We start from the raw sequence: 24,325 nt of genomic DNA on the forward strand, positions 1-24,325 counted from the left end.
ATTCGGCGGGTAAGCATGACGCCTTCCCTGACCGGTAGCAGTCAGCATCGCTGGCTGCTATCAAGCCTGCTGATCGCGATCGTATTGCTGAGCCTGGCGCCCAGCGTGCGACTTTTAATAGAAGCGTTGAGCGATCTTGGTCAGGGTCGCCAATCACCGCTTGGGCAGGTGCTCAACAGTGCGAGCACCTGGCGAGCGCTCTGGCAGAGCCTGTATACCTCGGGGCTCGGCATGCTGATTGCCCTGGTGCTCGGCAGTTTGTTCGCTTTTTCCATCACCCTCACCAATGTGCGCGGCAAGACGTGGCTGGTGTTCTGCTTCATGCTGCCGATGATGATCCCGCCCCAGGTCACTGCCTTAAGCTGGTTACAGCTATTTGGCCCGGCCAGCCCATTGTTAAAAAGCATTGGCATGGCGCCGCCGCTGGGTAGTCCGCAGCCGCTCTACTCCGCAGAAGGTATCGCTTTACTGCTGGGTATCCAAGGCGCCCCGCTGGTGTTTTTGGCCCTGCGCACCAGCCTGCTTTCCCTGCCGCGTGAACTTATCGAGGCCGCCCGAATCAGCGGTGCCCGGCAAACCCAGGTGTGGGGCCACATTATTCTGCCCGTGACCCGCAGCGGCTTGATCGCCGGAGGTGCGATGGCGTTTATCTCCAGCCTGGGCAACTTCGGTATTCCCGCCATGCTGGGGATACCCGCGGGCTACTTCGTGCTGCCTACGCTGATCTATCAGCGTATGGCCAACTTCGGCACGGGCGTGTTGGCGGAAATGGCGGCCCTGTCGCTACTGATTGGATTACTGGCCCTTGCCGGGGTGGCGCTGCAGCAACATCTCATGCGCCACAGCCTCTTTGGGCTGGGTGGCCACAGCGGCCGCTCTCACGATTTTACCCTTGGCCGCTGGCGCACGCCGGTGACTGCCACGCTGGTTGGCATCTTGCTGATCATTCTTGTCGCACCGCTGCTCGCCCTGATCATCAGTTCGCTGGTGCCCGCCATGGGCGTGCCATTAAACGCCGAGACCGCCACTCTGAACGCTTACGCCGAAGTGATGGGTCGCCAGGGCGCAACGTGGCGGGCGGCACACAACAGTCTGTGGCTGGCGGGCAGCGCGGCGGTGGTGCTGATGCTGCTGAGCCTACCGCTGGCATATCGGTTACAGCGTCTACCGGATCGCTGGCGCGGCGTGGTGCTCAGCGCCATTGAAATTCCCTATGCGCTCCCCGGCGTGGTGTTGGCGATCGCTTGTATTCTTCTGTTTGTTCGCCCGCTGCCAATTATCCATGTGGCGCTCTACGGTACCCTGGGGCTGATTTTCATTGCCTATCTGGCGCGCTTTTTGGTGGTTTGCGTCAAACCCGTTGCGGCTAGTTTGGCGCAGTTGGATGCTTCCCTTGAAGAGGCGGCACAGCTGGCGGGCGCAGGCCCATTGCGGCGACTCGGCGGCATCATCCTACCCCTGGTGGCACCCGCGTTGTTTGCAGGCGGGCTGCTGGTGTTCTTGCTGGCGGTCAATGAACTCACCGTGTCAGCGCTGCTATGGAGCGCCGGTAACGAAACCCTCGGCGTGCTGATTTTCAACCTCGACGAAGGCGGCGAAAGCGTGTTGGCCTCCGCCGTTTCAGTGCTAGTGGTGATCATGGTCGCTTCGTTAATGCTGTCCCTCAGTCTTTTGGCGTCGCGGCTACCCAAAGGGGTCATCCCATGGCAGGGCTAGTATGACAGGGCTAACGATTGATCGCGTTACCAAACGCTTTGGCGAACATGCCGCCGTGGATGCGCTGTCGCTATCCATCAATCCGGGTGAGTTTGTTGCCCTCCTTGGTCCTAGCGGATGCGGTAAAACCACCATGCTGCGAATGCTGGCGGGCTTTGAATCGGTCAACGCGGGCAGTATTCAGTTGGGCGACCGCACCCTGGCAAGCGCCGATACCCATGTGCCCCCCGAGCAGCGCAATATGGCGATGGTGTTTCAATCCTATGCACTGTGGCCGCATATGAGCGTCGCCGACAATGTAGGCTACCCGGTCAAGCTGAGGGGGCTGCGCGGGGCGACGTATCAGCAAAAGGTGCAGCAGGCACTGGCGTTGGTGGAACTTGACGCCTATGCCGAGCGCATGCCCCAGGCGCTTAGCGGCGGGCAGCGTCAACGCGTGGCCTTGGCGCGCTGCCTGGTCAGCGACCCCTCGGTTGTGCTGCTGGATGAACCACTGGCCAATCTTGACCGCCACCTGCGCGCCACCATGGAGCACAGCTTCCGCGATTTTCACCGTCGCACCCAGGCCACCTTGGTGTATGTCACTCATGATCAGAGCGAGGCCATGGCTCTGGCAAGCCGAATCGCGGTGATGCGTGAGGGCCGGCTGGAGCAGTGGGCCACGCCGGAAACGCTTTACCGTCAGCCGCGAACTGCCTGGGTGGCCAGCTTCATCGGCCAGGGTAGCCAATTGAAGGTGGCTGCTGGGAGGCCGGGCCAGCGCTTGGAGGAGGCTGCGCTGATGCGCGGCCTTGCGGCCATTGCCACCGAGCGTACCCAGGCGGTACTGGTGCGCCCGGAGCACGTAACAGTGGTGCCTGAACCCCCTCCACTTCACGACCTGCGAGCGCAAGTGGAAGGTGTGATCTTTCGCGGCGAGCGTTATGAGATGCACCTGCGCCTTGCCAGTGGAGAAGCGCTGCTGGCCTATCATCACGCGGCGCTTGTCGAAGGGCAGCAAGTCGGGCTGATCCTTCATGAAGGGTGGAGTCTGGAACCCGAGGCATGAGGTTGCGCGTCGAGGCGCTAAGCGGGCATGTTGAACTTCTGGAAGGCGCAGTCGATGCGCTGGCGCAGCGGCCTTAGCTGACGACGCGATGCCGACGACAGGTCGACGTCCGTTAGGCTGAGGCGCCCCGAGGTGGGGCGCCCAGGTACTTGTCGCGCTCACCCGGGGCGAGGATGGCCTGCAGCAGGCCATCGGGGTCATTCATGAAAGTCTCCTGCATCTCGGTGATGCATTCGGCGGATATGTGCGGGCCGGCTACCATGACGTCCCAATGACGTAGCAGTGAACCGAACGAAACAGTCCCCTTCTGGCCGCGCCTGGGCTGCAAGTGGTAATTTCTAGTGCCTGGCAAGTGGGCGTGACGTGCGGGGCGAGAGAGCAATAGGCGAGAGGTGGTGAATGGCGGAGCAGCGGGCGCCACACCTGGTGGTGTTCACCGGGGCGGGCATCAGTGCCGAGAGTGGTATCCAGACCTTTCGGGCCGAAGATGGTCTGTGGGCCAATCACCCGGTTGAGGAGGTAGCCACGCCCCGCGCATGGCGGCGCGATCCTGCAAAGGTGCTGGAATTCTACAACCAGCGCCGCGACCAGGTGCGCCGTGCCCGCCCCAATGCCGCCCACAAGGCGCTGGCTGCGCTGGAAAAGCAGGGCTTTCGGGTGAGCATCATCACCCAGAACATCGACGACCTCCATGAGCGAGCTGGCTCCCGCCAGGTGCTGCACCTGCACGGTGAGATCCTCAAGGCGCGCTCCACGGTAGACCGCCGCATGCAATACCCCCTGCCCCGTGGTGGCATCGAACTGGGCGACATCTGTGACAAGGGTAGCCAGCTTCGGCCTGACGTGGTCTGGTTCGGCGAGGAGGTGCCCCACTTCGCTGATGCCTGCGAGCTGGTCGGTGAAGCGGACCTGCTGCTGGTGGTGGGTACGTCGCTTGCTGTGATGCCGGCCGCGTCGCTGCTTCAGTATGCGCCATTGGATGCTCCTTGCGTGCTGGTTGACCCGGAGGCAGAGCTGCTGGCGCCGCCGGGCGTGACCAGGCTCAGCGAGCCCGCCGGCAGGGGGGTGCCGGCGCTGGTGCGTCATTGGAGTCGTGAAGGGCGGCTCTGGCTGCCGGAGACAGTGGCCGCCTCCTGAACGGTGTCTGCGGAGGTGTTAGAATGCTGCGCCATCTCCGACGCGGTTGCCGCTATGCAGCACGATACGCCCGACACCTGTGCCGATCACCACGCCGATGAGGCGCACTTGTATGACCCTGGGCGCGAGTCTGCTCAAGCCCCCCAAGCCGGACTTTCTCAAGCCCCCCAAGCCGGACTTTCTCAAGCCCCCGAAGCCGGACTTTCTCAAGCCCCCGAAGCCGGTCTTGCTCATGACCCCGCTACCGGTCATCCGCGCCCGCCGCGGCGTGAGTTCAAGTCCCGCGGGAGCTTTGTGGAGCGCTGCCCCGGCTGCAACCTGCCCGAGCTGAACTGCCTCTGCCCTTATGCGGTGAAGGCAGAAAGCGAGGCACGAGTGTGGCTGATCACCCACCCCATGGAACATCACAAGCCCACCAACACTGGGCGGCTGATCAGCGACGTACTGCCGGACACCGAGGTCTTTACCTGGTATCGCACCGCGCCGGACGAACGGCTGCTGGCGTTGCTGGAAGACAAGCGCTATGCGCCCTTCGTGATCTTTCCCGACGACCAGCCCGACTACGCCGAGCGCGTGGTGGGCGTCGACGCCGTCGAGGAGGTGAAACGGGAGGGGAGGATTTCAGTGCTGATCCTGTTGGACGGGACCTGGCGCCAGGCCCGACGCATCTTCCGTAAGAGCCTCTATCTCGACCGGCTTCCGGTACTACCCCTGCGCACTGAGCGGCTGACCCGCTACCGACTGCGAAAACCCGCCTCCGCCGAGCATCTATGCACCGCCGAGGTGGCCGCCGAGCTGCTGCGTCAGGGGGGCGACGCCGACGCCGCCCAGGCCCTGGACGACTACTTCGACGCCTTCAACGATAGCTATGCCGCCAGCCGGGGCTTCGTGAAGATCGAAGCGCCGACGGCGGCGATGGAGCGCCTGCTGGCACGTAAGACCCAGTTGCCCAACCTGCCGCTCGAACAGCCTGGCCTTTCTGTGAAGGGCTGACGCGAACGGATGACTTCAGGGGGTGCTGGTGCCGAACAGGGCGCCGGCAATGCGAAAGCCGGCGATCCAGGTGCCGGCAGCGGAGCCCAGGGTGGCCAGCATGAATACCAGCAGAGTGCGCGAGACCCGGTTTCGCCACCAGCCCGCAAGCGAAGTGACGTCGTGTCGTAGCGTGGAGAAGTCGCGCACCTTGGGTTTGCGCAGATAGAGCTCCACTCCGGCAGCCACGAAGCCGGCGCCAATGGTGGGGTTCAGCGAGGTGAGTGGGGCGGCGAAGAAGGTCGCCGTCACCGTCAGCGGATGGGCCAGGGCCACCAGGGTGGCGGCCGCCGAGAGCACGCCGTTGATCAGGAACCACTCGCCCACCAGTTGCCAGCCAAGCTCTGTGTTACGCGAGAAGCCGATGGCGAAGCCGGTCAAGACCAGCACGGTGATCAGCCAGGGCAGCGTCTTCCACAGCTTCGATGGCGGCGGGGTGGCCTCCAGCGCCTCGCGCTCCTGCCTTGGGGCCTCGGGCAGGGGGGCCTCGAACTCCTCGGCCATCCCCTTCATGTGACCGGCACCGATCACCACCAGCACATGGCGGTAGCGTCCCGGAGGCGCATCTTCCGCCAGGCGCAGCACCATGTAGCGGTCGCGTTCGCTGATCAGCGGCGTGAAGAGGGTTTCGGACTCTGCGGCGAACTCGCTGAAGGTCGACTCCAGCACATCGCCCTCCTTGAGCCGCTCGATCTCCTCGGCTGTGACGTCCTGGCGTGACAGCACGCTGCCCAGCAGGCCCGAGAACAGCGAGAACCGCTGCCACCATGGCACGTTGTGGTAGATGCGCTTGAGGGTGACGCCGACATCGCGATCGATCAGCAGCAGCGGCAAGCCGGCATCGCGACTCTCTTCCAGAGCGGCGCGCATCTCGGCGCCGGGCTCGATGCCGGACTGCTCGGCCACGCGCTGCTGGAAGGCGCCCAGCGCCAGGCTCGCGGCCACCATTCCCGCCTTGCCCTGGCGGAAGATCTCGAACAGGTCCTGATTGTGCATGGCGTCCGGATTGGCGAGGCTCTGGTGGCGTGAGTCGCACAGCTCGATGGCCACGGCGTCGAACTCGCCTGAGCGGATCAGGGCGCGCACGTCCTCGGCACTTTCGGCGGAGACGTGGGCGGTGCCCAGCAGGGTGTAGCGGGTCTCGCCCACCTGGATGACGCGGCGCGGGCCGGTGACGCCGGTCGTCGAGTCGGTAGGCATCGCGGTGTCCTGGGAGTCGGTCATGGACGCTCGGTATGAAGGAGTGAGAAGAAGGGATTATCCACGATGGACACGGGCGGGCCAAATCAGCTCAGCGCCGCCAGAAGGCGGGGGTGAACAGCACCAGCACGGTGAAGATCTCCAGGCGGCCGAGCAGCATGGCCATCACAAGGATCCACTTGGCAAGGTTCGGCAGGTCGCCGTAGTTGCCGGAAGCCTCACCCAGCGCCGGCCCCAGATTGTTGAGCGCCGAGGCGACGCTGGACCAGGCGGTGACCTGGTCGACGCCGGTGGCCATCACCCCCACCAGCATCAGGAAGAACAGCATCACGTAGACCGAAAAGAAGCCCCACACCGCCTGGGCGATGCCGTCCGGCACGCTCACCCTGCCCACTTTCACCGCGATCACCGCGTTGGGGTGGATCAGGCGCATCACCTCGCGCATGCCCTGCTTGAGAATCAGGATGATGCGGATCACCTTCATGCCGCCGCCGGTAGAGCCCGAGCATCCGCCGACGAAGGCCGCCATGAACAGCAGGAAGGGCAAGGCACCCGGCCAGGCCGAAAAGTCGGCCACGCCGAAGCCGGCGGTGGTTGCCACCGAGACTACCTGAAAGATGCCGTGGCGCAGGCCGCGCTGGGTGTCGTAGGTATTGGTGAGCCACAGCGAAACCACGGTGATCACCGCTAAACCCAGGAGGAAGAGCAAGAGGAAGCGCGCCTCGGGGTCCTGAAAGTAGTGCGTCACGCTTCGCTCTCGCCAGGCGACGAAGTGCAGACTAAAGCTCACTGCGGAAACGATCAGGAAGAATACGCAGATCATTTCGATCACGGCGCTATCGAAGTGGCCAATGCTGGCGTCGTAGGTGGAAAAGCCGCCGATGGCCACGGTGGAGAAGCTGTGGCCCAGGGCGTCGAACCAGTTCATGCCGGCGGCCATGTAGGCCAGCATGCAGGTCACCGTGAGAGAGGCGTAGATGTACCACAGCGCCTTGGCGGTCTCGGTGATGCGGGGAGTGAGCTTGGAATCCTTGAGCGGGCCCGGGATCTCGGTGCGGTAGAGCGCCATGCCGCCGACGCCGAGGGTCGGCAGGATCGCGACCGCCAGCACCACGATCCCCATGCCCCCCAGCCACTGCAACTGCTGGCGGTAGTAGAGGATCGACTCGGGCAGGGTCTCGATGCCGGTAATCACCGTGGCCCCGGTGGTAGTCAAGCCCGAGAAGGACTCGAAGACTGCGTCGGTGATCGAGAGCGCCGACTCGCTGGCGAGCATGAGCGGCAGCGAACCGAACAGTGCCAGCACGCTCCAGAACAGCGCGGCGATCAGAAAACCATCGCGGGTGCGCAGTTCCTTGCGGGCGCGGCGGTTGGGCAGGAACATCAGCGCGCCGGTCACCACCGTGATGGCAATGGCGATGGCGAAAGCCTCCCACTGGCCGTCGCCGAACAGCAGCGAGATCAGGATCGGCGGCATCATGGTCAGGCTGAACAGCATCAGCAGCAGCCCCAGGATGCGCAGGATCATGCGCAGGCTCATCGCGCGAGATTCCCCATGGTTGTCTGGCTAGAAGAAGGTCAGGCCGACCTGGAACAAGCGTTCCACGTCGCGCAGGCGGCGCTTGTCGATCACGAACAGGATGACGTGATCGCCGGACTCCACCATGACGTCGTCGTGGGCAATCATCACCTCCTTGCCGCGCACGATGGCGCCGATGGTGGTGCCCCGCGGCAGATCGATCTCACCGATGGCGCGGCCCACCACCTTCGACGACTGGGTGTCGCCGTGGGCGATCGCCTCGATGGCCTCCGCCGCGCCGCGGCGCAGCGAGTGCACGTTGACGATATCGCCGCGGCGCACATGGGTCAGAAGGCTGCCGATGGTGGCCTGCTGGGGCGAGATGGCGATGTCGATCTCGCCGCCCTGAACCAGGTCCACGTAGGCGGCGTTGTTGATCAGCGTCAGCACCTTCTTGGCGCCCATGCGCTTGGCCAGCATCGACGACATGATATTGACCTCGTCGTCGTTGGTCAGCGCGCAGAAGATGTCGCACTCCTCGATGTTTTCCTCTTCGAGCAGCCGCTTGCTGGTAGCGCTGCCGTGGAGCACCACGGTGCGATCGAGGCGTTCGGAAAGCACCGTGCAGCGCTCCAGATTGTGCTCGATGATCTTCACCTGATGGCTGTGCTCCAGGTGCTCGGCGAGGCGCTCGCCGATGTTGCCGCCGCCGGCGATCACGACCCGGCGGAAGTTGCGGTCGAGGCGGCGCAGTTCGCTCATCACCGCGCGAATGTCGCGGCGAGCGGCGATGAAGAACACCTCGTCGTCGGCCTCGATCACGGTGTCGCCGCGCGGGATGATCGGCCGGTCGCGGCGGTAGATGGCGGCGACCCGGGTATCCACGCTGGGCATGTGGCGGCGCAGGAAGGCCAGATCCTGGCCCACCAGCGGGCCGCCGTAGACCGCCTTGACGGCCACCAGCTGTACCAGGCCGCCGGCGAACTCCAGCACCTGCAGGGCGCCGGGGTGTTCAATCAGCCGACGGATGTGGTCGGTGACCACCTGCTCGGGGCTGATCAGCACGTCGATGGGCACCGCCTCGTGGGCGAACAGCCCCTTGCGGGTCAGGTAGGCGGTGGCGCGCACCCGGGCGATCTTGGTGGGGGTGCGGAACAAGGTATGGGCGACCTGGCAGGCGATCATGTTGACTTCGTCCTGACTGGTCACCGCGATCAGCATGTCGGCGTCTTCGCAGCCCGCCTGGCGCAACACCATGGGGTAGGAGCCGGGGCCGACCACGGTGCGAATATCGAGCTTGGTGTGAAGTTCGCGCAGCTTGTCGCCGTTGGTGTCCACCACCGTGATGTCGTTCTCCTCCCGGGCCAGGTGTTCGGCCAGGGTGCCACCGACCTGGCCGGCGCCGAGAATGATGATCTTCATGGATGTCGATGTCCGCTGTCAGCGAGCACGGCGCAACTTGTGCGCCGCAACAAAGTGGCAGCAAGCCTAAACCAGCCGCCGGGAGAAGAACAGCGCGGCATCAGTCCAGGGTGAAGCCGACCTTGATGGTGACCTGCCAGTGGGCCACGCGGCCGTGTTCCAGGTGCCCCCGAGTGTCGGTGACCTCGAACCAGCGCATGCCGTGCAGGCTCTCGCTAGCCTTGGTGATGGCATTCTGAACGGCTGCCTCGATGCTCTCCTCGGAGGAGCCGGTCAGCTCGATATGCTTGTAGGTATGGTTGCTCATGCGGACTCCTGTCTCTCGCGATAAAATCATCTCGGATGGGGAGATGGCTCAGCCCAACCGCTTTTTCAGTCTGGCATAGAAGAAGCCATCGTGGCTGTCGATCTCCGGCAGCAGCTGGCGGCCGGGGCCCGCCTGCCGCCCCCATGCCACGTCACCGGGAGTGGTGATCTCGGCCTCCGGGGTGCGCGACAGAAAGGCGGCAATCTGTTCGCTGTTCTCCTCCGGCAGCACCGAGCAGGTGGCGTATAGCAGGGTACCGCCGGGGCGCAGCAGTGGCCAGAGGTTGTCGAGCAGGCGCGTTTGCAGAGTCGCAAGGACCGGGATGTCACTGGGGCGGCGCAGGCGCTTGATGTCGGGGTGGCGGCGAATCACCCCGCTGCCTGAGCAGGGAGCATCGAGCAGGATGGCATCATAGGGAGCGCCGTCCCACCAGTCCCGGGCGGTGGCGTCTCCGTGGGCCAGGCGCGCCGCCAGCCCGAGCCGGCCCAGGGCGTCTTCGACCCGAGCCAGGCGCTCGGCATCGCTGTCCACTGCATGCACCTCGATGTCGAAAAGCTCCAGCAGGTGACCGGTCTTGCCCCCCGGGGCGCAGCAGGCGTCCAGCACCCGGGCGCCGGGGCGGGGTGCCAGCGTAGGGCCGAGCAACACGCTGGTCAGCTGGGCGGCCTCGTCCTGGACGCTGACGTCGCCGTTGGCGAATCCGGGAAGAAGCTGGACATCGCAGGGAGTCTCCAGGGTGACACCGTCCGGGGCGTGCAGGCAGAGTCGCGCCTGAATGCCGGCGGCGGCCAGCCTGTCCAGGTAAGCCTCGCGGTCGCCGTGGCGGCGGTTGATGCGCAGGGTCATGGGGCCTGGCGTGTTATTGGCATCACAGATGGCGCGCCATTCATCGGGCCACGCCTGTTGCAGCACCTTGAGCAGCCACTTGGGATGCAGCAGGGCCACCGCCGGGTCCTGGTCCACTTCAGCCTGCAGTTCGGCGGCTTCCCGCTGCAGGCGGCGGAGACAGCCGTTTAGCACCCGCGTCGCCCACTCCTTGCCCAGCAGGCGGGCCGCGCCGGCGGTCTCGCCCACCGCGGCATGGGCTGGTATGCGCAGGTAGAGCAGCTGGTGGATGCCCAGCAGCAGCAGCGCCTGGACGTCGGCATCGCGCACCTTGAAGGGTTTGACCAGCAGCTTCGCTGCCAGCGCCTCGAGGCGTGGCAGGGTGCGACAGGCACCGTAGCAGAGCGCCTTGAACAGGGCACGGTCACGGGCCACGACCTGGTGGTCATCGAGGCCGGTGAGCGAGCCTTTGCCGGTGATGACCGGCACCAGGGCACGGGCGGCAGCGGCTCGGACAGCCAGGCCGCCATCGTTCTCCAGGCCCCGCTTGCGTTGACGCGGTTCGCGTGGCTGATGTTCGGGGGGCTGGTTCATGCGGAGGCCTCTTCGTCGTGACGGCCCAGGCGCAGGCCAATCGTGAATCTCTCGGCCCGGGCGCGCAGCAGGTCACTCACCGGGAGCGCCTTGCCGCCGGGCAGCTGAGCTTGAGTCACCCGGAGCACCTCGCGGCCCTCATGGCCGCAGGCGATGCGCAGCGCCTCACCGTCGTGGTCGAGCAGGGTGCCGGGGGCAGAGTGGGCCTCACCAGCGGCTAGCTCGCTCGCGTCGGCCATCAGCAGACGCAGGCGATCGTCGTCGAAGGTACACCAGGCGACGGGCCAGGGGTTGAAGGCACGCACTCGGGCCGCCAGGGCCGCGGCGGGCTCATGAAAGTTCAACTCGGCTTCAGCCTTGGATAGCTTGGCGGCATAGGTGATGCCAGTCTCGGGCTGGGGCGTGGCGGGCAGTCCCTCGCCGGCAAGGGCGTCCAGCGCCTCGACGATTGCCTCACCGCCAAGCTTAGCCAGGATGGCGTGCAGGTCACCGCTGGTCATGGTCGCGGTAATCGGGGTGCGCCGCACCAGCAGCATGGCACCAGTGTCGAGTCCCTCATCCATCTGCATGATGGTGACCCCGCTTTCGGTGTCGCCGGCTTCGATGGCGCGTTGGATGGGCGCCGCGCCGCGCCAGCGCGGCAGCAGCGAGGCATGAACATTGAGGCAGCCCCGCCGCGGGACACCCAGCACTGCCTTCGGCAGGATCAGCCCGTAGGCCACCACTACCATGATGTCTGCGTCAAGGGCGAGCAGTTCAGCCTGAGCCTCGGGCGCCCTGAGCGTTTCCGGTTGATAAACAGAGATCCCATGCTCGAGGGCAAGACGCTTGACTGGGCTCGGTGCCAGCTTGCGTCCGCGCCCTGCGGGGCGGTCCGGCTGGGTGTGCACGGCAATGACGCGGTGGCGGCTGTCCAGTAGCGCCTGCAGGCTCTCGGCGGCGAAGTCGGGCGTGCCGGCAAAGATGACGTTGAGGGGTCGGGGCATGGTTCGGACCTGGCCGGGGAGTGGATGAGCTCAATGATAACGGAGCCGGCCGGAAACGACGAAGGCCGACGCATTAACGTCGGCCTTCATGTTGGGTCGTGGCGGATTCAGGCGGGCTGCGTCAACTTGTGGCGCTTCTGCATCTTCTTCAGGATCCGGTCTCGCTTTAGTGGTGACAGGTAGTCAACGAACAGGACACCTTCGAGATGGTCATGCTCGTGCTGGATACAGTGTGCCAGCAGCCCGTCTGCCTCGAGTTCGTAGGGTTTTCCATCACGATCCAGGGCCTTGAGATGCACCCTGAGCGCCCGAGGCACTTCGGCGTAGTATTCGGGAATTGAGAGACAGCCCTCAGACATGAGATCGCGTTCAGTTCCCAGGGGGGTGAATTCTGGATTGATAAGCACCAGCGGGCGAGACTGGTTGTCACTGACGTCCATCACGATCACTCGGCGGTGAACGTCCACTTGGGTAGCGGCCAACCCAATGCCACTGGCGTCGTACATGGTCTCGAGCATGTCATCGACCAGCTGGCGGACCTCATCGTCGACCGAGTCAACCGCGGCTGCTTTTGTACGAAGCCGCTCGTCGGGGAATTCGAGGATCGGTAATTTGGCCATGGCGTTAGTTCCACCGTTATGCTGTCATTTACAGAATGACACTATCCTAAAGAGACGACGTCGGTAGAGAAACCGCCGAACGCGTATTGCATCCATAACTTCAGACTATAGCATGCCGGTCAGGTTCGATGAGAGCGACCTAGTCCAGGCCATACGACCCGGGGAGAGCAGGGATGAAGCAGACGAACGAGGGCAAGGTGCAGCGCCGCTGGCGGCCCAGGGCAGTGGTCCTGTTGAGCGTGGCGGTGGCCCTGGGTGGTCTGGCTAGTGGCGCCCTGGCCCAGGGGCTCAGCTGGGCGGATGGCCTGAGGGGAGACGCTCCGGACCGCTACACGGTCGTGCGTGGCGACACCCTGTGGGATATCTCGGGCCGCTTCCTGAGTCATCCCTGGCAGTGGCCCGAGGTGTGGCAGGTCAACCCCCAGATCCGCAACCCGCACCTGATCTACCCTGGCGACGTCGTCTACCTCTATGACTGCAACGGCCGCCCCTGTCTGGGGCTTGAGCGCGGCCAGGGCCAGGTGCGGCTCTCTCCGGAAATGCGCACCATTCCCCACCGCGAGGCGATCGAGCCGATTCCCCTGGAGGCGGTTCGCCACTTCCTTCGCGATCACCGCATCATTGACGATCCCGAGTCTCTCGATGAGATGGCCTATGTGGTCGGCGGCGATGACCGCCGGTTGATGAGCGGCGTGGGTGACCGTCTCTATGCTCGCGGCGAGGTGGAAGGCAGCGGCCGGGTCGGGTTCTACCGAGTCGGCGAGCGCTTCCTGGATCCGGCCAGCGGCGAGATGCTGGGCCTGGAACTGGAGAGCGTCGGCCAGGCGCGTCGAGAGCGTCAGGAGGGCGAGATCGTGGTGATGGAGGTGACCTCTTCGCGCCAGGAGGTCCGCAATGACGATATCGTGCTGCCGCTGGAGGTCCGCGACCTGGTCACCGAGTTCTATCCTCGCGCCCCGGAGCGCGAGGTGCAGGGAACGATCCTGTCGGTGCCCGGGGGTGTTCAGTTCATCGGCCGCCTCCAGGTGGTGGCACTCGATCGCGGCCGCCGTGACGGCCTGGAACCGGGGCACGTGTTGATGGTCGAGCAACGTGGCGAACTGGTCAGCGACCCGCGCACTGGCGAATCCCTGCGTCTGCCCGGCGAGGATGCCGGCCTGGTGATGGTCTTTCGGCCTTATGAGAAGATGAGCTACGCCTTGGTGATGAAGGCTAGCCGTTCGCTCTCGGTGGGCGACCGCGTGCATACCCCCGAGCGCGCTCTGGGCGCCGCTTTGCGCTGAGGCAACGCGATGACCTCCCAGCGGCTCGGTGCACGGGAGTGGTTGGCCCTCTCCAGGCTGCCTGGCCTGCGAGCGTCGCAGCTGACCGAACTGGCTGCCACTGCCACGGCATGGCCCGACGGTTGGCTGGCGCTGCTGCCCCGGGAAGCTGCCACGTTGCTGCGGCTGTGGCTGGACCACCCCGGGCGCAGCCCGCTGAGTGACGAGATTGCCCGGGCCGAGGCGTGGCTCGCCGAGGCGCCCGATCGCCACCTGCTCTACCCCGGCCACCCCAGTTGGCCGACTCTGCTCGCTGAGATCCCTGACCCACCTCCGCTGCTGTGGGCCTGGGGCGATCTCGCCGCCCTCGCACCGCCCAGGCTAGCCATGGTGGGTGCGAGGAGAGCCACTCGTGAAGGGTTGACCAACGCTGCCACCTTTGCCCGCGAACTGGCGGGTCGCGGCTGGTGCGTAGTGAGTGGCATGGCGTTGGGCATCGACGCCGCCGCTCAGCAGGCGGCACTGGACGCCGGCGGCCCCAGCGTGGCAGTGCTCGGCTGCGGCGTTGATGTGGCCTACCCGCCGCGGCATCATCGGCTGCACGCTCGGCTACGCGAGCCCGGCGGTCTGCTGCTTGCCGAGCACCCGCCAGGCACCCCGGCACGGCCGGGATTTTTTCCTCGGCGCAATCGCATCGTCACCGGTCTCTCCTTCGGCGTGCTGGTGGTGGAGGCGGCCGAGCGCAGCGGTTCCCTGGTCAGCGCCCGTCTAGCCGGAGAGCAGGGGCGTGAGGTGTTCGCATTGCCGGGTTCCATTCACAATCCCCAAGCTTCGGGCTGCTTGCGGTTGATCCGTGACGGTGCCGTACTGGTACGTGATGTGGACGATATCGTTGCCGAGCTGACCCAGTGGCTGCCTGCGTTAAGCCCCCTGACGCTTCCCGGCCAGGCTCCTGCCGAAGGTGAGGCCTTGCCCAGCGATCCTCTGCTGCGCTGGCTGAGCGGCAATCCGACCCCGGTGGATACCCTGGTGGGGCTATCGGGACTGGGCATTGCCGAGTGCCAGCGACGCCTGCTGGAGCTGGAACTTGAGGGGCGGGTGGCCCACGCCGCTGGCGGCTGGGTGCGGCTTTCTGGGGCATGATAGAATCCGGCCATTCAAGCACTCAGCTGTGTCCATCGCCGAGGAGTCCCCATGAGTCAGGCTAGCCAGATCGCCCACGCCGTTGCCGCCCTGCGCCGTGGCGGAGTGATCGCTTACCCCACTGAAGCGGTATGGGGTCTTGGCTGCGACCCGGACAACGACGAGGCCCTGACTCGGCTGCTGCGGCTCAAGCAGCGCGACCCGGCCAAGGGGGTGATCCTGGTAGCCGGCAGCATCAGTCAGTTCGCGCCCTGGCTGGCGGGGCTGCCCCTCGAACTGCATGCGCCTCTGGCGGCCAGTTGGCCGGGGCCCAACACCTGGCTGGTACCCGACAACGGTCGCAGCCACGGCCTGGTCCGCGGCGGCCACGCCAGGGTGGCGTTGCGGGTCAGTGCTCATCCTTGGGTGGCAGCCTTATGTGATGCCTTTGGCGGGCCCATCGTCTCCACCTCGGCCAACAAGGCTAGCGAGCCGCCGGCCATGAGCGCCGATCAGGTTCGCCGCGTCTTTGACGACGAACTCGATGCCATCGTCGAGGGCGATCTCGGTGGCCTCAAGCGTCCCAGTACCATCCGCGATCTGGTCACCGGCCAGCTGATGCGCCCCTGATTCCTGTCAATCAACTGCCTTGCCCCAGGAGAACGCCTTGTCTCCCGACCGACTCGATGACGTCAAGACCTACCTGCTCGACCTTCAGGACCGCCTCTGTGCGGGCCTTGCCGCCGAGGACGGTGGCGAAGGCTTCCGCGAGGAAGCCTGGGACCGCCCAGAAGGCGGTGGTGGTCGCTCACGAGTGATCGAGGGCGGCCGGGTGTTCGAGAAGGGCGGGGTCAACTTCTCCCACGTCTACGGCGAGCGGCTGCCGCCTTCGGCCACGGCCGCCCGGCCTGAGCTCGCTGGGCGCAGTTTTCATGCGGTGGGCGTCTCCTGGGTGCTGCATCCAGAAAATCCCCATGTGCCCACGAGCCATGGCAACGTGCGCTTTTTCATCGCCGAGAAGGAAGGAGAGGAGCCCATCTGGTGGTTCGGCGGGGGCTTCGACCTGACCCCCTTCTACCCGATCCTCGATGACGTGGTGCACTGGCATCGGGTAGCATGCGATGCCTGTGCGCCCTTCGGTGCGGATGTCTACCCGCGCTACAAGGCGTGGTGCGACGACTATTTTTACCTCAAGCACCGCGACGAGACCCGCGGTGTGGGTGGCCTGTTCTTCGACGACCTCAACGAGGGCGGCTTCGAGACGTGCTTCGCCTTTCAGCGCGCCGTGGGCGATGCCTTTCTCGAGGCCTACCTGCCCATTGTGCGACGTCGCCGCGAGACCCCCTGGGGCGAGCGCGAGCGAGATTTCCAGCTCTACCGCCGGGGCCGCTACGTGGAGTTCAACCTGGTGTGGGACCGCGGCACCCTGTTTGGGCTGCAGAGCGGCGGTCGCACCGAGTCGATTCTGATGTCGATGCCGCCCCTGGCCCGCTGGGAGTACGCCTGGACGCCGGCGCCTGGCAGCCCTGAGACCGAACTTTACGCAAATTACCTGCGCCCCCGCGACTGGCTTGGCGAAGGGGAGGCTCGCTCATGATCGACCGCTACTGTGTCTTCGGCCATCCCGTGACCCATTCGAAGTCGCCGGCCATCCACGCTGCCTTTGCTGAGCAGACCGGCGAGGCGATCGAGTACACCGCCATCGAGGCACCGCTTGAAGACTTCGCCGGCGCCTGGCGTCGCTTCGTGGCCGAGGGTGGGCGCGGCGCCAACGTCACCGTGCCTTTCAAGGAAGAGGCCTTCCGCCTCTGCGATACGCTGAGCCTGCGCGCCCGACGGGCCGGGGCGGTGAATACCCTGATCCTGGGTGGCAACGGCCTGAGCAACGAACTCAAGATCTATGGCGATACCACTGACGGGGTGGGGCTGGTGCGCGACCTCAAACGCCACGGCGTGACCCTGGCCGGCGCCCGGTTACTGGTGCTGGGCGCCGGCGGCGCGGTTCGCGGAGTGCTTGAGCCGCTGCTGGCCGAGGAACCGGCGAGTCTGCTGGTGGCCAACCGCACGGCGGCCAAGGCCGAGGCCCTGGCCGCCGACTTCCGTGAGCTGGGTGAGATCGCTGGTGGCGGATTCGACGCCGTGGTGGGTCAGTTCGATGCGGTGATCAACGGCACCAGCGCCAGTCTCGCCGGCGACTTGCCGCCATTGCCCGAGGGCCTCTTCGCCCCTGAGGCCACCGCCTACGATATGATGTACGGTGCTGAGCCTACGGTATTCCTGCGTTGGGCCGTTGAGCATGGCGCGCAACCGGTGGATGGCCTTGGCATGCTGGTGGAGCAGGCGGCGGAATCGTTCTTCCAATGGCGCGGCAAGTGCCCAGACACTGGCCCGGTGCTGAAAGCGCTGCGACATTCGCTGTGAGAGTGTCGGCCTGGCCCCAAAGAGCGGATCAGGCCTGTGACAGGAGCCCCTCAATGACAGATCACCTTCGCCACTCCAGCCTGGGGATCGTCTCCCTGCTGATAGCGCTTTTCGGCGCCGTGTTCCTGGCGGGGCTGGTAATAGCGTCCTCGATCATCGCGACCAGCGCCCCGGTAGAAAGCGAGGGTGCATCGCAAGGCATCAGCCTGGTCGGCGTGGAACTGCTGTTCCTGATTGCCCTGCAGCTGGTCGCGGCGGGCATGGGAATCGCTTCATTGCGCCGGCCAAGCGAGCGTCGATTGTTAGGCCTCTTGGGCGCCATCACATCAACTATTGTCGTCGCCCTGGCCATGGTGCTGGCGCTGGCTGGGTACTTCGTGTGATTGATGCGTCTTAGCGTCGCTTGACGTAAAGCCCTACCACGCAAAACGCAATGCCGACCACCGAGAGAAGCATGCCGCCATTGACCAGCCAGGGATGGCGCTCCAGCCATGACACGAAGGGCTGAGGTGTGTCGCGGCACACCCCCTCCAGGTAATCCCAGTAGCCGCCGGCATAGGTGCATTCGCGCACGTCCGACAGCTCCCAGAAGTAGACCCCCATCAGCAGCAGGATGGGGGCGATCAGCAGCAGCATTCCAAGTTTTAGCATTGAACTTCCATCGGGAGCGGGTGTTCGTTACGGACGCGGGCAGTTGGGCGTGCGGCCTGCCTGGCGGGCCCGCTCGAATCGCGCTACCGCCTCGGGCATGTTGGCCTGGAGGCCGGCCATGCGCTGACCCTGGCTCGGGTGGGTGGACATCCAGGCCGGGGGGCGAGTGCCGCCGGCGGCTTCCATGTTCTGCCACAGCGCGACGCTGGCGCGCGGGTCGAAGCCGGCATCGGCCATCAGCCACAGACCGATCACATCCGCTTCGCTTTCGTGGCGTCGCGAGAAGGGCAGCAACACCCCGTACTGGGCGCCGAGACCCAGCGCTCCCATCATCTGCTGCCCTCCTGAACCCTGCATGCCTGAGACCGAGGAGAGCACGGAGAGGCCAATCTGGGTGGCGGTCTGGGTGGAGACCCGTTCGTTGGCGTGACGAGCCAGCACGTGGCCGATCTCATGGCCGATCACCGCGGCCAGCTGATCCTGAGTACGGGCAACGTTCAGCAGTCCCGTGTTGATACCCATGTAGCCGCCCGGGAGGGCGAAAGCGTTGGCTTGCTCCGACTCGAAGACGCGGATCTGCCAGTCCTGGGCTCGCTGCTGTTCTGCCGGCAACGCGCTGACAATGGCCTCAGCCACGCACTGCGCGTAGCGGTGAGTGGCACCACCCACGGTGGGCAGGTCCTGCTGATACTGGTCGAAGGCCTGGGCGCCCATCTGATTGAGCTGGGCATCGGACGCTAGGGTGAACTGCTGTCGTCCGGTGGGCGAGGTAGTGCAGGCGGTGAGGGTAAGGCTCAGTGCGCCGACAGCGAGGAAGTGGAACCAACGCATGGGGGTCTCTCCTGTGACCTGTCTTGCTCGTTTCAGTGCAATATGACGCTGGACGGCGCAACAAGGTTCGCCACAAGATACCCTTAATGCCTGCAACGTCAACCGCTCGACTAGGATAAGGAGCCCCGATGGACGCCGAGCTGACGCGCCGATTGATGAACCTGCTGGACCATGTGGAGCACTGGTTGCCGCCGCCTCCAAAGGAGGTCGACTGGGGCCGCGATGTGGCCGCCCTGTGGCAGCGTCACAGCCTGGGTGGACGGTTGCTGCCGGTGCCACCCCGCGACGCCCTGAGTCTGGATGACCTGCTGGGCATCGAGCGTCAGAAACTGGCGCTGGTCGACAACACACGCGCCTTCCTGCAGGGTCTTCCGGCCAACCATGCCCTTCTGTGGGGCTCCCGGGGTAGCGGCAAGTCGTCGCTGATCCGTGCGCTGCTCAACTCCCTGGCCCCGGATGGCTTGCGCCTGGTACAGGTGGATCGTCATGACCTCGCCGGCTTGCCGATGCTGGTGGAGCAGCTTCGCCACCACGATCAGCGCTTCGTGGTCTACTGCGACGACCTTTCTTTCGAAGGCCACGACGACGCCTACAAGGCGCTTAAGAGCGTGCTGGACGGTGCCCTGACCGGCCCGCCGCCCAACGTGCTGCTCTACGCGACGTCCAACCGTCGCCACCTGCTGCCGGAATCAATGAGCGACAACGAGGGCTCGCGGCTGGTGGGCGACGAGCTCCACCACGGCGACGCCGTGGAGGAGAAGATCTCACTCTCTGATCGATTCGGTCTTTGGCTGGGGTTCCATCCGTTCAATCAGGATATCTACCTGGAGGCCTGCTGCCACTGGGTCACTCAACTGGGCAGCGCGACGGATTGGAACGCTGATGCGCGCGCCGAGGCGATTCGTTTCGCCACCCTGCGCGGCGGTCGCAGTGGCCGGGGCGCCTGGCAATTCGCCACCCAGTGGGTGGGACGTCGGCGCCTGCATGGCAAAATGCGATGAACCACAAGTAAGCCTCAGCGGCGGCGGCTATTGCGGGCCTCCTGGGTGCGACCCAGTTCGCGCTTCTTGGCCTTCTCGCGGTCGCTGGCATCGGCCATCGGGTCGAAGGGGTTCTTGCCCGACCGGAACTCGAAGCGCATCGGCGTACCGCGTACCTTGAGCACCTTGCGGAAGGTGTTGGTCAGATAGCGTCGATAGGCCTCGGGGAGGGAATCGGTCTGATTGCCATGTACCACAATGATGGGAGGATTGGCGCCCCCCTGGTGGGCCATGCGCAGCTTTATTCGCCGGCCATGCACCAGGGGGGGCTGATGGGATTCCACCGCGTCCTGGAGGATGGTGGTCAGGCGGTTGGTGGACCAGTGGGCATTGGCCGAAGCAAAGGCACGCTCCAGCGACGGGTAGAGATCACCCACACCCGTGCCGTGCAGCGCCGAGATGAAATGCAGGTCGGCATAGTCGGTGAAGCCCAGGCGCCGCTTGATCTCCGCCCGCATCTTCTCCTTGGCCTCGTGCTCCAGTCCATCCCACTTGTTGATCGCCAGCACCAGGGCTCGGCCAGTGGTCAGCACATAGTCGAGCAGGTGCAGGTCCTGTTCCACCAGGCCCGAGCGACCATCCAGCACCACGATGGCGACATGGCACTCCTTGATCGCCTCCAGGGTCTTGATGATCGAGAACTTCTCGGCGATTTCATGGACATTCTTGCGTCGTCTGACTCCGGCAGTATCGATCAGCACGTAGGGCTTGCCGCGGCGCTCGAAGGGGATCTCGATGGAGTCGCGCGTGGTGCCGGCCTCGTCGAAGACCACCACGCGTTCCTCACCGAGCAGGCGGTTGACCAGGGTCGACTTGCCTACGTTGGGGCGACCGATCACGCCGATGCGGATACCTTTGGTGCCGGTGTCCGCTGGGATACTCTCGTCACGTTCGGGAAAGGGTGCGAGCACCTCGTCGATCAGCGAGGTGACGTTTCGGCCATGGGCGGCGGCGATGGCTCGCGGCTCGCCCAAGCCCAGCTCCCAGAATTCGGCGGTGGCGGTGGCCTCGTCCAGGCCGTCAGTCTTGTTGACCACCAGCCAGGTCTTCTTCTGGTTGACCCGCAGATGGTTGGCGATGGCCTGGTCGGCCGGGCTGAGTCCATCCCGGGCGTCCACCAGAAACAGCACGATGTCGGCCTCGTCGATGGCGGCCAGAGACTGCTCGGCCATGGCCGCATCGATACCGTCCTCGTCGCCGCTGATGCCACCGGTATCGATCACCGTGTAGGTCTTGTCGCCGAGCAGGCCGTTGCCGTACTTGCGGTCGCGGGTCAGGCCCGGAAAGTCTGCCACGAGGGCATCACGGGAGCGGGTCAGGCGGTTGAACAGGGTTGACTTACCCACATTGGGGCGGCCGACCAGGGCGATCACGGGTGTCATTGAATGTCCAGGGTCTCTAGGCTGCCGTCGTCGGCAAGCACATGTATGCGGCGGCCCTCGGTGATCGGGCGCACGCTGATGCCGGAGTGGTCGACCCGGTGACGGCCGACGATTTCGCCGCTGCGAGCGTTGATCAGGTGCAGATAACCCTCGAAGTCGCCGAACACCAGGTTGCCGTCGGCGAAGGCGGGGGAGGTGATGCTGCGTCCTTCGAGGGCGGTATTGCGCCAGATCTCGCTACCGTTGTTGGCGTCCAGGGCGTGGATGTGTCCCGCCTCGTTAACGGCGAACAGGAAGTCACCGACCAGCACCGGGGTGTGGTAGCTGGAGTAGTCGATGGCCCACAGCGGCTCACCGCGAGTGGCTTCAAGGGAAGCCAGGCGGCCGTTGAAGCTGGTAATGAACAGACGGCCATCCGGGGCCAGCACCGGCTGAGCGGCCAGGTCTACCAGGCGCTCGATGTCGCTGCGGCCCTGAGCAATGGCAATGCGCCGTTCCCATAGCGGTTGGCCGCTACGGTTGTCCAGGGTCACCAGGCGTCCGTTGGCAAAGCCGGCGAAGGTCACCGGGTCGATCACCGTAGGGGTGCCGGTGCCGCGTAGCGTCAGGGACGGGCGGTTGGCGCTGTAGCTCCAGCGTTCTTCTCCGCTGGCGCGATCCAGCGCGGTCACGCTGCCGTCGACGCTCTGCACCACCAGCAGCTGCTGGTTAGGCTGCGGGGCGGCTAGGATCTCGCTGGGGACGCGGGCACGCCAGCGCACGCTACCGTCACGCTGGTTGAGGGCCAGCACTTCGCCATTTCGCGTGCCCAGGTAGATATCGCCGGCCACGGCGGTCAGGGCGCTGGAGACGGGTACGTCGAGGTCTACCTGCCACTGGCGATCGCCGTCGTCCGCATTGAAGGCTGCCAGGCGGCCGCGCTCGTCAGCAGCAAAGAGGGTGTCCCCGTCGCGGGAGGGCGCGATCGGATAGTTGGCGCGACCCAGGCCGTGGCCCACTCGCTGGCTCCAGACGCTGGCGAGCTCAGCTCGCTCCTCGAAGTTGCTGAGCGCCTTGGGCGGATACTGTGGCTCCACCTTGTTACCGGCGCAGCCGGCCAACAGGGCCAGGCCGGCCATGGCGGCGATCAGGAAAGTTGTTTTCATGAGTCCAGCTCCTGGTTATCGAGGCCTGAGTTGTAAAGGCCTAAGTTGTCGAGCTTGAGCTGCACACCGAAGAGCGGCTGGTTACGAGACTCGGCCAGATCCAACGCTTCACGCCAGGCCGCACCAGCCTCGCTTTCGCGGCCCAGGGCGTGATGGGCGTCACCGCGGACCTCGGCGCGTTGGGCTGCCAGGGCGTCCGGCACGCCGGTATCGAGGGTAGCCAGTGCGGCCTCGGCATCGCCGTCGGCGACCTGCAGGCGAGCCAGGCGCAGGCGAGCCAGGCCCTTGACATAGTCGCGGTCGCTGGCATCAATCACCGTTTCCAGGGCGGCGCGAGCGTCGGACGGATTCCCTTGGGCCACCGCCAGACGGGCATCGATAAGCCTGGCCAGATCGGCATAGAGGGTCTTGCCGTGGTTGTCGATGATCTCGATCACCAGTTCGCGAGCCCCTCCTACATTATCGGCGTTGTCGAGCTGGTTGCCAGCCGTCAGATTGATCAGTTGCTGATAGCGAGCGGAAGCGGCGCTGGCCTGATTCTCCTGGTAGCTCTGCCAGGCGTTCCACCCGAACACGCCGGCGGCAGCGATGGCCACCCCGGCAATCAGCGAGACGCCGTTCTCCTTCCACCAGCGCTTGAGCGCATCGACCTGTTCTTCTTCGCTTCTCAGCTCCGCCACGGGCGGTCTCCTTATAGTTGGGTGAGGCGCGCTTTACTAGAACGTGCCCCTGGGCATGTCGGCCGGCGGCAGACGTCCGGATGATCAGTTATCCCGGTGGCCCAGCAGTTCAACGAGGGCTTCGCCCAGGGCGTTCTGGGTGAGGGTCTGCTGCTCGCGATCCTCGCGCATGAACTTCAGGGTAGCCGTGCTGTGGGTCAGCTCGTCCTCACCCAGCAGCAGTGCCAGCCGTGCGCCGCTCTTGTCGGCTTTCTTGATACGGCTCTTGAAGCTGCCGCCGCCGCAGTGCAGCTGGGCGCGCAGGCCGGGCAGCTCGTCTCGAAGCCTTTCGCAGAGCAGCAGGGCGCTGGCGGTGGCGGCATCATCCATGGGGAGAATGTAGAGATCCAGTTGGCTCCGAGCGGCATCCGGCACCAGCGCAAGAGTCTCGAGCAGCAGGATCAGCCGTTCGATGCCCATGGCGAAGCCCACCGCCGGTGTCGGCTTGCCGCCCAGCTGTTCTACCAGGCCGTCATAGCGGCCGCCAGCGCATACCGTGCCCTGGCTACCCAGCGCGGTGGTAGTCCATTCGAAGACAGTGCGGCCGTAATAATCCAGGCCACGCACCAGCCGCGGGTTGATCACATAGGCGATGCCGGCGGCATCGAGCATGGCGCAGAGCGTCTCGAAGTGCTCGCGGGACTCGTCGTCCAGATGGTCGATCAGCTTCGGCGCCTCGGCAAGCATCGGCGCCATCTCGGGATTCTTGGAATCCAGGATGCGCAGCGGGTTGCTGGACATACGCCGCCGGGAGTCCTCATCGAGCTGGTCATGGTGCTGCTCGAAGTAGGCCACCAGGGTGTCGCGATAGGCAGCACGCGCTTCACTGGAGCCCAAGGAGTTGAGCTCCAGAGTGACATGTTCCATTAGGCCGAGCTCACGCCACAGCCGGGCGGAGAGCAGAATCACCTCGGCGTCGATGTCCGGGCCCTCCAGGCCGAAGGCCTCCACGCCGACCTGATGAAATTGACGATAGCGGCCCTTCTGGGGGCGCTCATGGCGGAACATCGGACCCTGGTACCAGAGCCTCTGGGTCTGGTTGTGCAGCAGACCGTGCTCCATGGCGGCGCGCACGCAGCTCGCCGTGCCCTCGGGGCGCAGGGTCAGACTGTCACCGTTACGGTCCTCGAAGGTGTACATCTCCTTTTCGACGATATCGGTAACCTCGCCGATGGACCGCTTGAACAGCGCGGTCTGCTCGACGATGGGCGTGCGGATCTCGGCATAGCCGTAGCGGGCCAGCAGACTCCGCATCTTGCCCTCGAAGTACTGCCAGAGCGGGGATTGCTCCGGCAGCAGGTCGTTCATGCCGCGGATGGCCTGGATCTTCTTCTTGCTCAACGCTT

The 24,325-nt window shown here is 65.3% G+C and carries 24 protein-coding genes; 11 read left to right on the top strand and 13 right to left on the bottom strand.

Features of this window, described 5'->3' with window-relative positions:
* Positions 1 to 15: 15 nt before the first annotated feature.
* From ACFODV_RS03330 to ACFODV_RS03345, 4 genes are all read left to right on the top strand, one after another.
* On the top strand, positions 16 to 1,716 hold the full coding sequence (locus tag ACFODV_RS03330; protein WP_379754648.1) for an ABC transporter permease: 1,701 nt from the start codon (positions 16 to 18) through the stop codon (positions 1,714 to 1,716).
* 1 nt (position 1,717) lies between these two features.
* The gene (locus ACFODV_RS03335) at positions 1,718 to 2,764 is read left to right on the top strand and encodes an ABC transporter ATP-binding protein (protein ID WP_379754651.1); all 1,047 of its coding nucleotides are present in this window, start codon (positions 1,718 to 1,720) and stop codon (positions 2,762 to 2,764) included.
* 399 nt (positions 2,765 to 3,163) lie between these two features.
* Positions 3,164 to 3,901: an SIR2 family NAD-dependent protein deacylase gene (locus ACFODV_RS03340; RefSeq protein WP_379754654.1), complete on the top strand. Its 738-nt coding sequence runs from the start codon at positions 3,164 to 3,166 to the stop codon at positions 3,899 to 3,901.
* A 108-nt stretch (positions 3,902 to 4,009) separates the two neighbouring features.
* On the top strand, positions 4,010 to 4,894 hold the full coding sequence (locus ACFODV_RS03345; RefSeq protein ID WP_379755573.1) for a tRNA-uridine aminocarboxypropyltransferase: 885 nt from the start codon (positions 4,010 to 4,012) through the stop codon (positions 4,892 to 4,894).
* Positions 4,895 to 4,909: 15 nt separating this feature from the next.
* Here ACFODV_RS03345 and ACFODV_RS03350 read toward each other — a convergent pair whose 3' ends face one another.
* The 7 genes from ACFODV_RS03350 to def form a co-directional block, all read right to left on the bottom strand.
* Positions 4,910 to 6,157 (bottom strand): TraB/GumN family protein, encoded by a 1,248-nt coding sequence (locus ACFODV_RS03350; RefSeq protein WP_379754657.1) that lies wholly within the window; start codon positions 6,155 to 6,157, stop codon positions 4,910 to 4,912.
* A gap of 67 nt (positions 6,158 to 6,224) precedes the next feature.
* Entirely contained in the window at positions 6,225 to 7,673 is a 1,449-nt protein-coding gene (locus ACFODV_RS03355; RefSeq protein WP_379754660.1) for a TrkH family potassium uptake protein, read from the bottom strand.
* A gap of 27 nt (positions 7,674 to 7,700) precedes the next feature.
* Positions 7,701 to 9,074, bottom strand: a complete 1,374-nt coding sequence (gene trkA, locus ACFODV_RS03360) for a Trk system potassium transporter TrkA (RefSeq protein WP_379754663.1) — start codon at positions 9,072 to 9,074, stop codon at positions 7,701 to 7,703.
* A gap of 100 nt (positions 9,075 to 9,174) precedes the next feature.
* Positions 9,175 to 9,381 (bottom strand): dodecin, encoded by a 207-nt coding sequence (locus ACFODV_RS03365; protein ID WP_379754666.1) that lies wholly within the window; start codon positions 9,379 to 9,381, stop codon positions 9,175 to 9,177.
* A 48-nt stretch (positions 9,382 to 9,429) separates the two neighbouring features.
* Positions 9,430 to 10,800 carry a 16S rRNA (cytosine(967)-C(5))-methyltransferase RsmB gene (rsmB, locus tag ACFODV_RS03370; RefSeq protein WP_379754669.1) on the bottom strand — a complete coding sequence of 457 codons (1,371 nt, stop codon included), beginning with the start codon at positions 10,798 to 10,800 and terminating at the stop codon, positions 9,430 to 9,432.
* Positions 10,797 to 11,786 carry a methionyl-tRNA formyltransferase gene (gene fmt / locus ACFODV_RS03375; protein WP_379754672.1) on the bottom strand — a complete coding sequence of 330 codons (990 nt, stop codon included), beginning with the start codon at positions 11,784 to 11,786 and terminating at the stop codon, positions 10,797 to 10,799. The genes rsmB and fmt overlap by 4 nt, the downstream gene beginning before the upstream one ends.
* A 107-nt stretch (positions 11,787 to 11,893) precedes the next feature.
* Positions 11,894 to 12,406, bottom strand: coding sequence for a peptide deformylase (def, locus tag ACFODV_RS03380; protein WP_379754675.1), 513 nt, complete (start codon positions 12,404 to 12,406; stop codon positions 11,894 to 11,896).
* Positions 12,407 to 12,579: 173 nt separating this feature from the next.
* Between def and ACFODV_RS03385 the strand changes: the two genes are divergently transcribed.
* From ACFODV_RS03385 to ACFODV_RS03410, 6 genes are read left to right on the top strand one after another with little or no spacing between them, the layout of a single operon-like run.
* Positions 12,580 to 13,689, top strand: coding sequence for a LysM peptidoglycan-binding domain-containing protein (locus ACFODV_RS03385; protein WP_379754678.1), 1,110 nt, complete (start codon positions 12,580 to 12,582; stop codon positions 13,687 to 13,689).
* A 9-nt stretch (positions 13,690 to 13,698) separates the two neighbouring features.
* Positions 13,699 to 14,811, top strand: a complete 1,113-nt coding sequence (gene dprA / locus ACFODV_RS03390; RefSeq protein WP_379754681.1) for a DNA-processing protein DprA — start codon at positions 13,699 to 13,701, stop codon at positions 14,809 to 14,811.
* A 51-nt stretch (positions 14,812 to 14,862) separates the two neighbouring features.
* Positions 14,863 to 15,420, top strand: coding sequence for an L-threonylcarbamoyladenylate synthase (locus ACFODV_RS03395; RefSeq protein WP_379754684.1), 558 nt, complete (start codon positions 14,863 to 14,865; stop codon positions 15,418 to 15,420).
* A 37-nt stretch (positions 15,421 to 15,457) separates the two neighbouring features.
* A complete protein-coding gene (gene hemF, locus ACFODV_RS03400; protein WP_379754686.1) occupies positions 15,458 to 16,387 on the top strand; it encodes an oxygen-dependent coproporphyrinogen oxidase in 930 nt (309 codons plus the stop codon).
* Positions 16,384 to 17,211 (top strand): shikimate dehydrogenase, encoded by an 828-nt coding sequence (gene aroE, locus ACFODV_RS03405; RefSeq protein WP_379754688.1) that lies wholly within the window; start codon positions 16,384 to 16,386, stop codon positions 17,209 to 17,211. The genes hemF and aroE overlap by 4 nt, the downstream gene beginning before the upstream one ends.
* A gap of 53 nt (positions 17,212 to 17,264) precedes the next feature.
* On the top strand, positions 17,265 to 17,594 hold the full coding sequence (locus ACFODV_RS03410; RefSeq protein ID WP_379754691.1) for a hypothetical protein: 330 nt from the start codon (positions 17,265 to 17,267) through the stop codon (positions 17,592 to 17,594).
* 10 nt (positions 17,595 to 17,604) lie between these two features.
* Here the strand turns inward: ACFODV_RS03410 and ACFODV_RS03415 are convergent, their stop codons facing one another.
* Together ACFODV_RS03415 and ACFODV_RS03420 are read right to left on the bottom strand one after the other, a co-directional pair.
* Positions 17,605 to 17,862 carry a hypothetical protein gene (locus tag ACFODV_RS03415; protein ID WP_379754694.1) on the bottom strand — a complete coding sequence of 86 codons (258 nt, stop codon included), beginning with the start codon at positions 17,860 to 17,862 and terminating at the stop codon, positions 17,605 to 17,607.
* A gap of 27 nt (positions 17,863 to 17,889) precedes the next feature.
* Positions 17,890 to 18,693, bottom strand: a complete 804-nt coding sequence (locus ACFODV_RS03420; protein WP_379754697.1) for a M48 family metallopeptidase — start codon at positions 18,691 to 18,693, stop codon at positions 17,890 to 17,892.
* A 128-nt stretch (positions 18,694 to 18,821) separates the two neighbouring features.
* Here ACFODV_RS03420 and ACFODV_RS03425 point away from each other — a divergent pair, with 128 nt between their 5' ends.
* The gene (locus tag ACFODV_RS03425; protein WP_379754700.1) at positions 18,822 to 19,694 is read left to right on the top strand and encodes an ATP-binding protein; all 873 of its coding nucleotides are present in this window, start codon (positions 18,822 to 18,824) and stop codon (positions 19,692 to 19,694) included.
* A 14-nt stretch (positions 19,695 to 19,708) separates the two neighbouring features.
* Here the strand turns inward: ACFODV_RS03425 and der are convergent, their stop codons facing one another.
* From der to hisS, 4 genes are all read right to left on the bottom strand, one after another.
* Positions 19,709 to 21,115 carry a ribosome biogenesis GTPase Der gene (gene der / locus ACFODV_RS03430; protein WP_379754703.1) on the bottom strand — a complete coding sequence of 469 codons (1,407 nt, stop codon included), beginning with the start codon at positions 21,113 to 21,115 and terminating at the stop codon, positions 19,709 to 19,711.
* Positions 21,112 to 22,260, bottom strand: coding sequence for an outer membrane protein assembly factor BamB (bamB, locus tag ACFODV_RS03435; RefSeq protein WP_379754706.1), 1,149 nt, complete (start codon positions 22,258 to 22,260; stop codon positions 21,112 to 21,114). Before bamB ends, der begins: the two co-directional genes overlap by 4 nt.
* Entirely contained in the window at positions 22,257 to 22,940 is a 684-nt protein-coding gene (locus ACFODV_RS03440; RefSeq protein WP_379754709.1) for a YfgM family protein, read from the bottom strand. Before ACFODV_RS03440 ends, bamB begins: the two co-directional genes overlap by 4 nt.
* An 84-nt stretch (positions 22,941 to 23,024) precedes the next feature.
* The gene (gene hisS, locus ACFODV_RS03445; protein ID WP_379754712.1) at positions 23,025 to 24,320 is read right to left on the bottom strand and encodes a histidine--tRNA ligase; all 1,296 of its coding nucleotides are present in this window, start codon (positions 24,318 to 24,320) and stop codon (positions 23,025 to 23,027) included.
* Positions 24,321 to 24,325: the final 5 nt, after the last annotated feature.

Source organism: Halomonas tibetensis, from assembly GCF_042643535.1.
In the GTDB taxonomy this organism is placed as follows: Bacteria; Pseudomonadota; Gammaproteobacteria; order Pseudomonadales; family Halomonadaceae; genus Halomonas; species Halomonas tibetensis.

Coding starts and splice junctions, on each gene's coding strand:
- ACFODV_RS03420 (WP_379754697.1), bottom strand. CDS start 18,693: ATGCGTTGGTTCCACTTCCTCGCTGTCGGCGCACTGAGCCTTACCCTC.
- ACFODV_RS03340 (WP_379754654.1), top strand. CDS start 3,164: ATGGCGGAGCAGCGGGCGCCACACCTGGTGGTGTTCACCGGGGCGGGC.
- ACFODV_RS03350 (WP_379754657.1), bottom strand. CDS start 6,157: ATGACCGACTCCCAGGACACCGCGATGCCTACCGACTCGACGACCGGC.
- ACFODV_RS03335 (WP_379754651.1), top strand. CDS start 1,718: ATGACAGGGCTAACGATTGATCGCGTTACCAAACGCTTTGGCGAACAT.
- trkA (WP_379754663.1), bottom strand. CDS start 9,074: ATGAAGATCATCATTCTCGGCGCCGGCCAGGTCGGTGGCACCCTGGCC.
- ACFODV_RS03415 (WP_379754694.1), bottom strand. CDS start 17,862: ATGCTAAAACTTGGAATGCTGCTGCTGATCGCCCCCATCCTGCTGCTG.
- ACFODV_RS03355 (WP_379754660.1), bottom strand. CDS start 7,673: ATGAGCCTGCGCATGATCCTGCGCATCCTGGGGCTGCTGCTGATGCTG.
- ACFODV_RS03385 (WP_379754678.1), top strand. CDS start 12,580: ATGAAGCAGACGAACGAGGGCAAGGTGCAGCGCCGCTGGCGGCCCAGG.
- der (WP_379754703.1), bottom strand. CDS start 21,115: ATGACACCCGTGATCGCCCTGGTCGGCCGCCCCAATGTGGGTAAGTCA.
- rsmB (WP_379754669.1), bottom strand. CDS start 10,800: ATGAACCAGCCCCCCGAACATCAGCCACGCGAACCGCGTCAACGCAAG.
- ACFODV_RS03365 (WP_379754666.1), bottom strand. CDS start 9,381: ATGAGCAACCATACCTACAAGCATATCGAGCTGACCGGCTCCTCCGAG.
- ACFODV_RS03410 (WP_379754691.1), top strand. CDS start 17,265: ATGACAGATCACCTTCGCCACTCCAGCCTGGGGATCGTCTCCCTGCTG.
- bamB (WP_379754706.1), bottom strand. CDS start 22,260: ATGAAAACAACTTTCCTGATCGCCGCCATGGCCGGCCTGGCCCTGTTG.
- def (WP_379754675.1), bottom strand. CDS start 12,406: ATGGCCAAATTACCGATCCTCGAATTCCCCGACGAGCGGCTTCGTACA.
- ACFODV_RS03395 (WP_379754684.1), top strand. CDS start 14,863: ATGAGTCAGGCTAGCCAGATCGCCCACGCCGTTGCCGCCCTGCGCCGT.
- ACFODV_RS03425 (WP_379754700.1), top strand. CDS start 18,822: ATGGACGCCGAGCTGACGCGCCGATTGATGAACCTGCTGGACCATGTG.
- dprA (WP_379754681.1), top strand. CDS start 13,699: ATGACCTCCCAGCGGCTCGGTGCACGGGAGTGGTTGGCCCTCTCCAGG.
- fmt (WP_379754672.1), bottom strand. CDS start 11,786: ATGCCCCGACCCCTCAACGTCATCTTTGCCGGCACGCCCGACTTCGCC.
- aroE (WP_379754688.1), top strand. CDS start 16,384: ATGATCGACCGCTACTGTGTCTTCGGCCATCCCGTGACCCATTCGAAG.
- ACFODV_RS03330 (WP_379754648.1), top strand. CDS start 16: ATGACGCCTTCCCTGACCGGTAGCAGTCAGCATCGCTGGCTGCTATCA.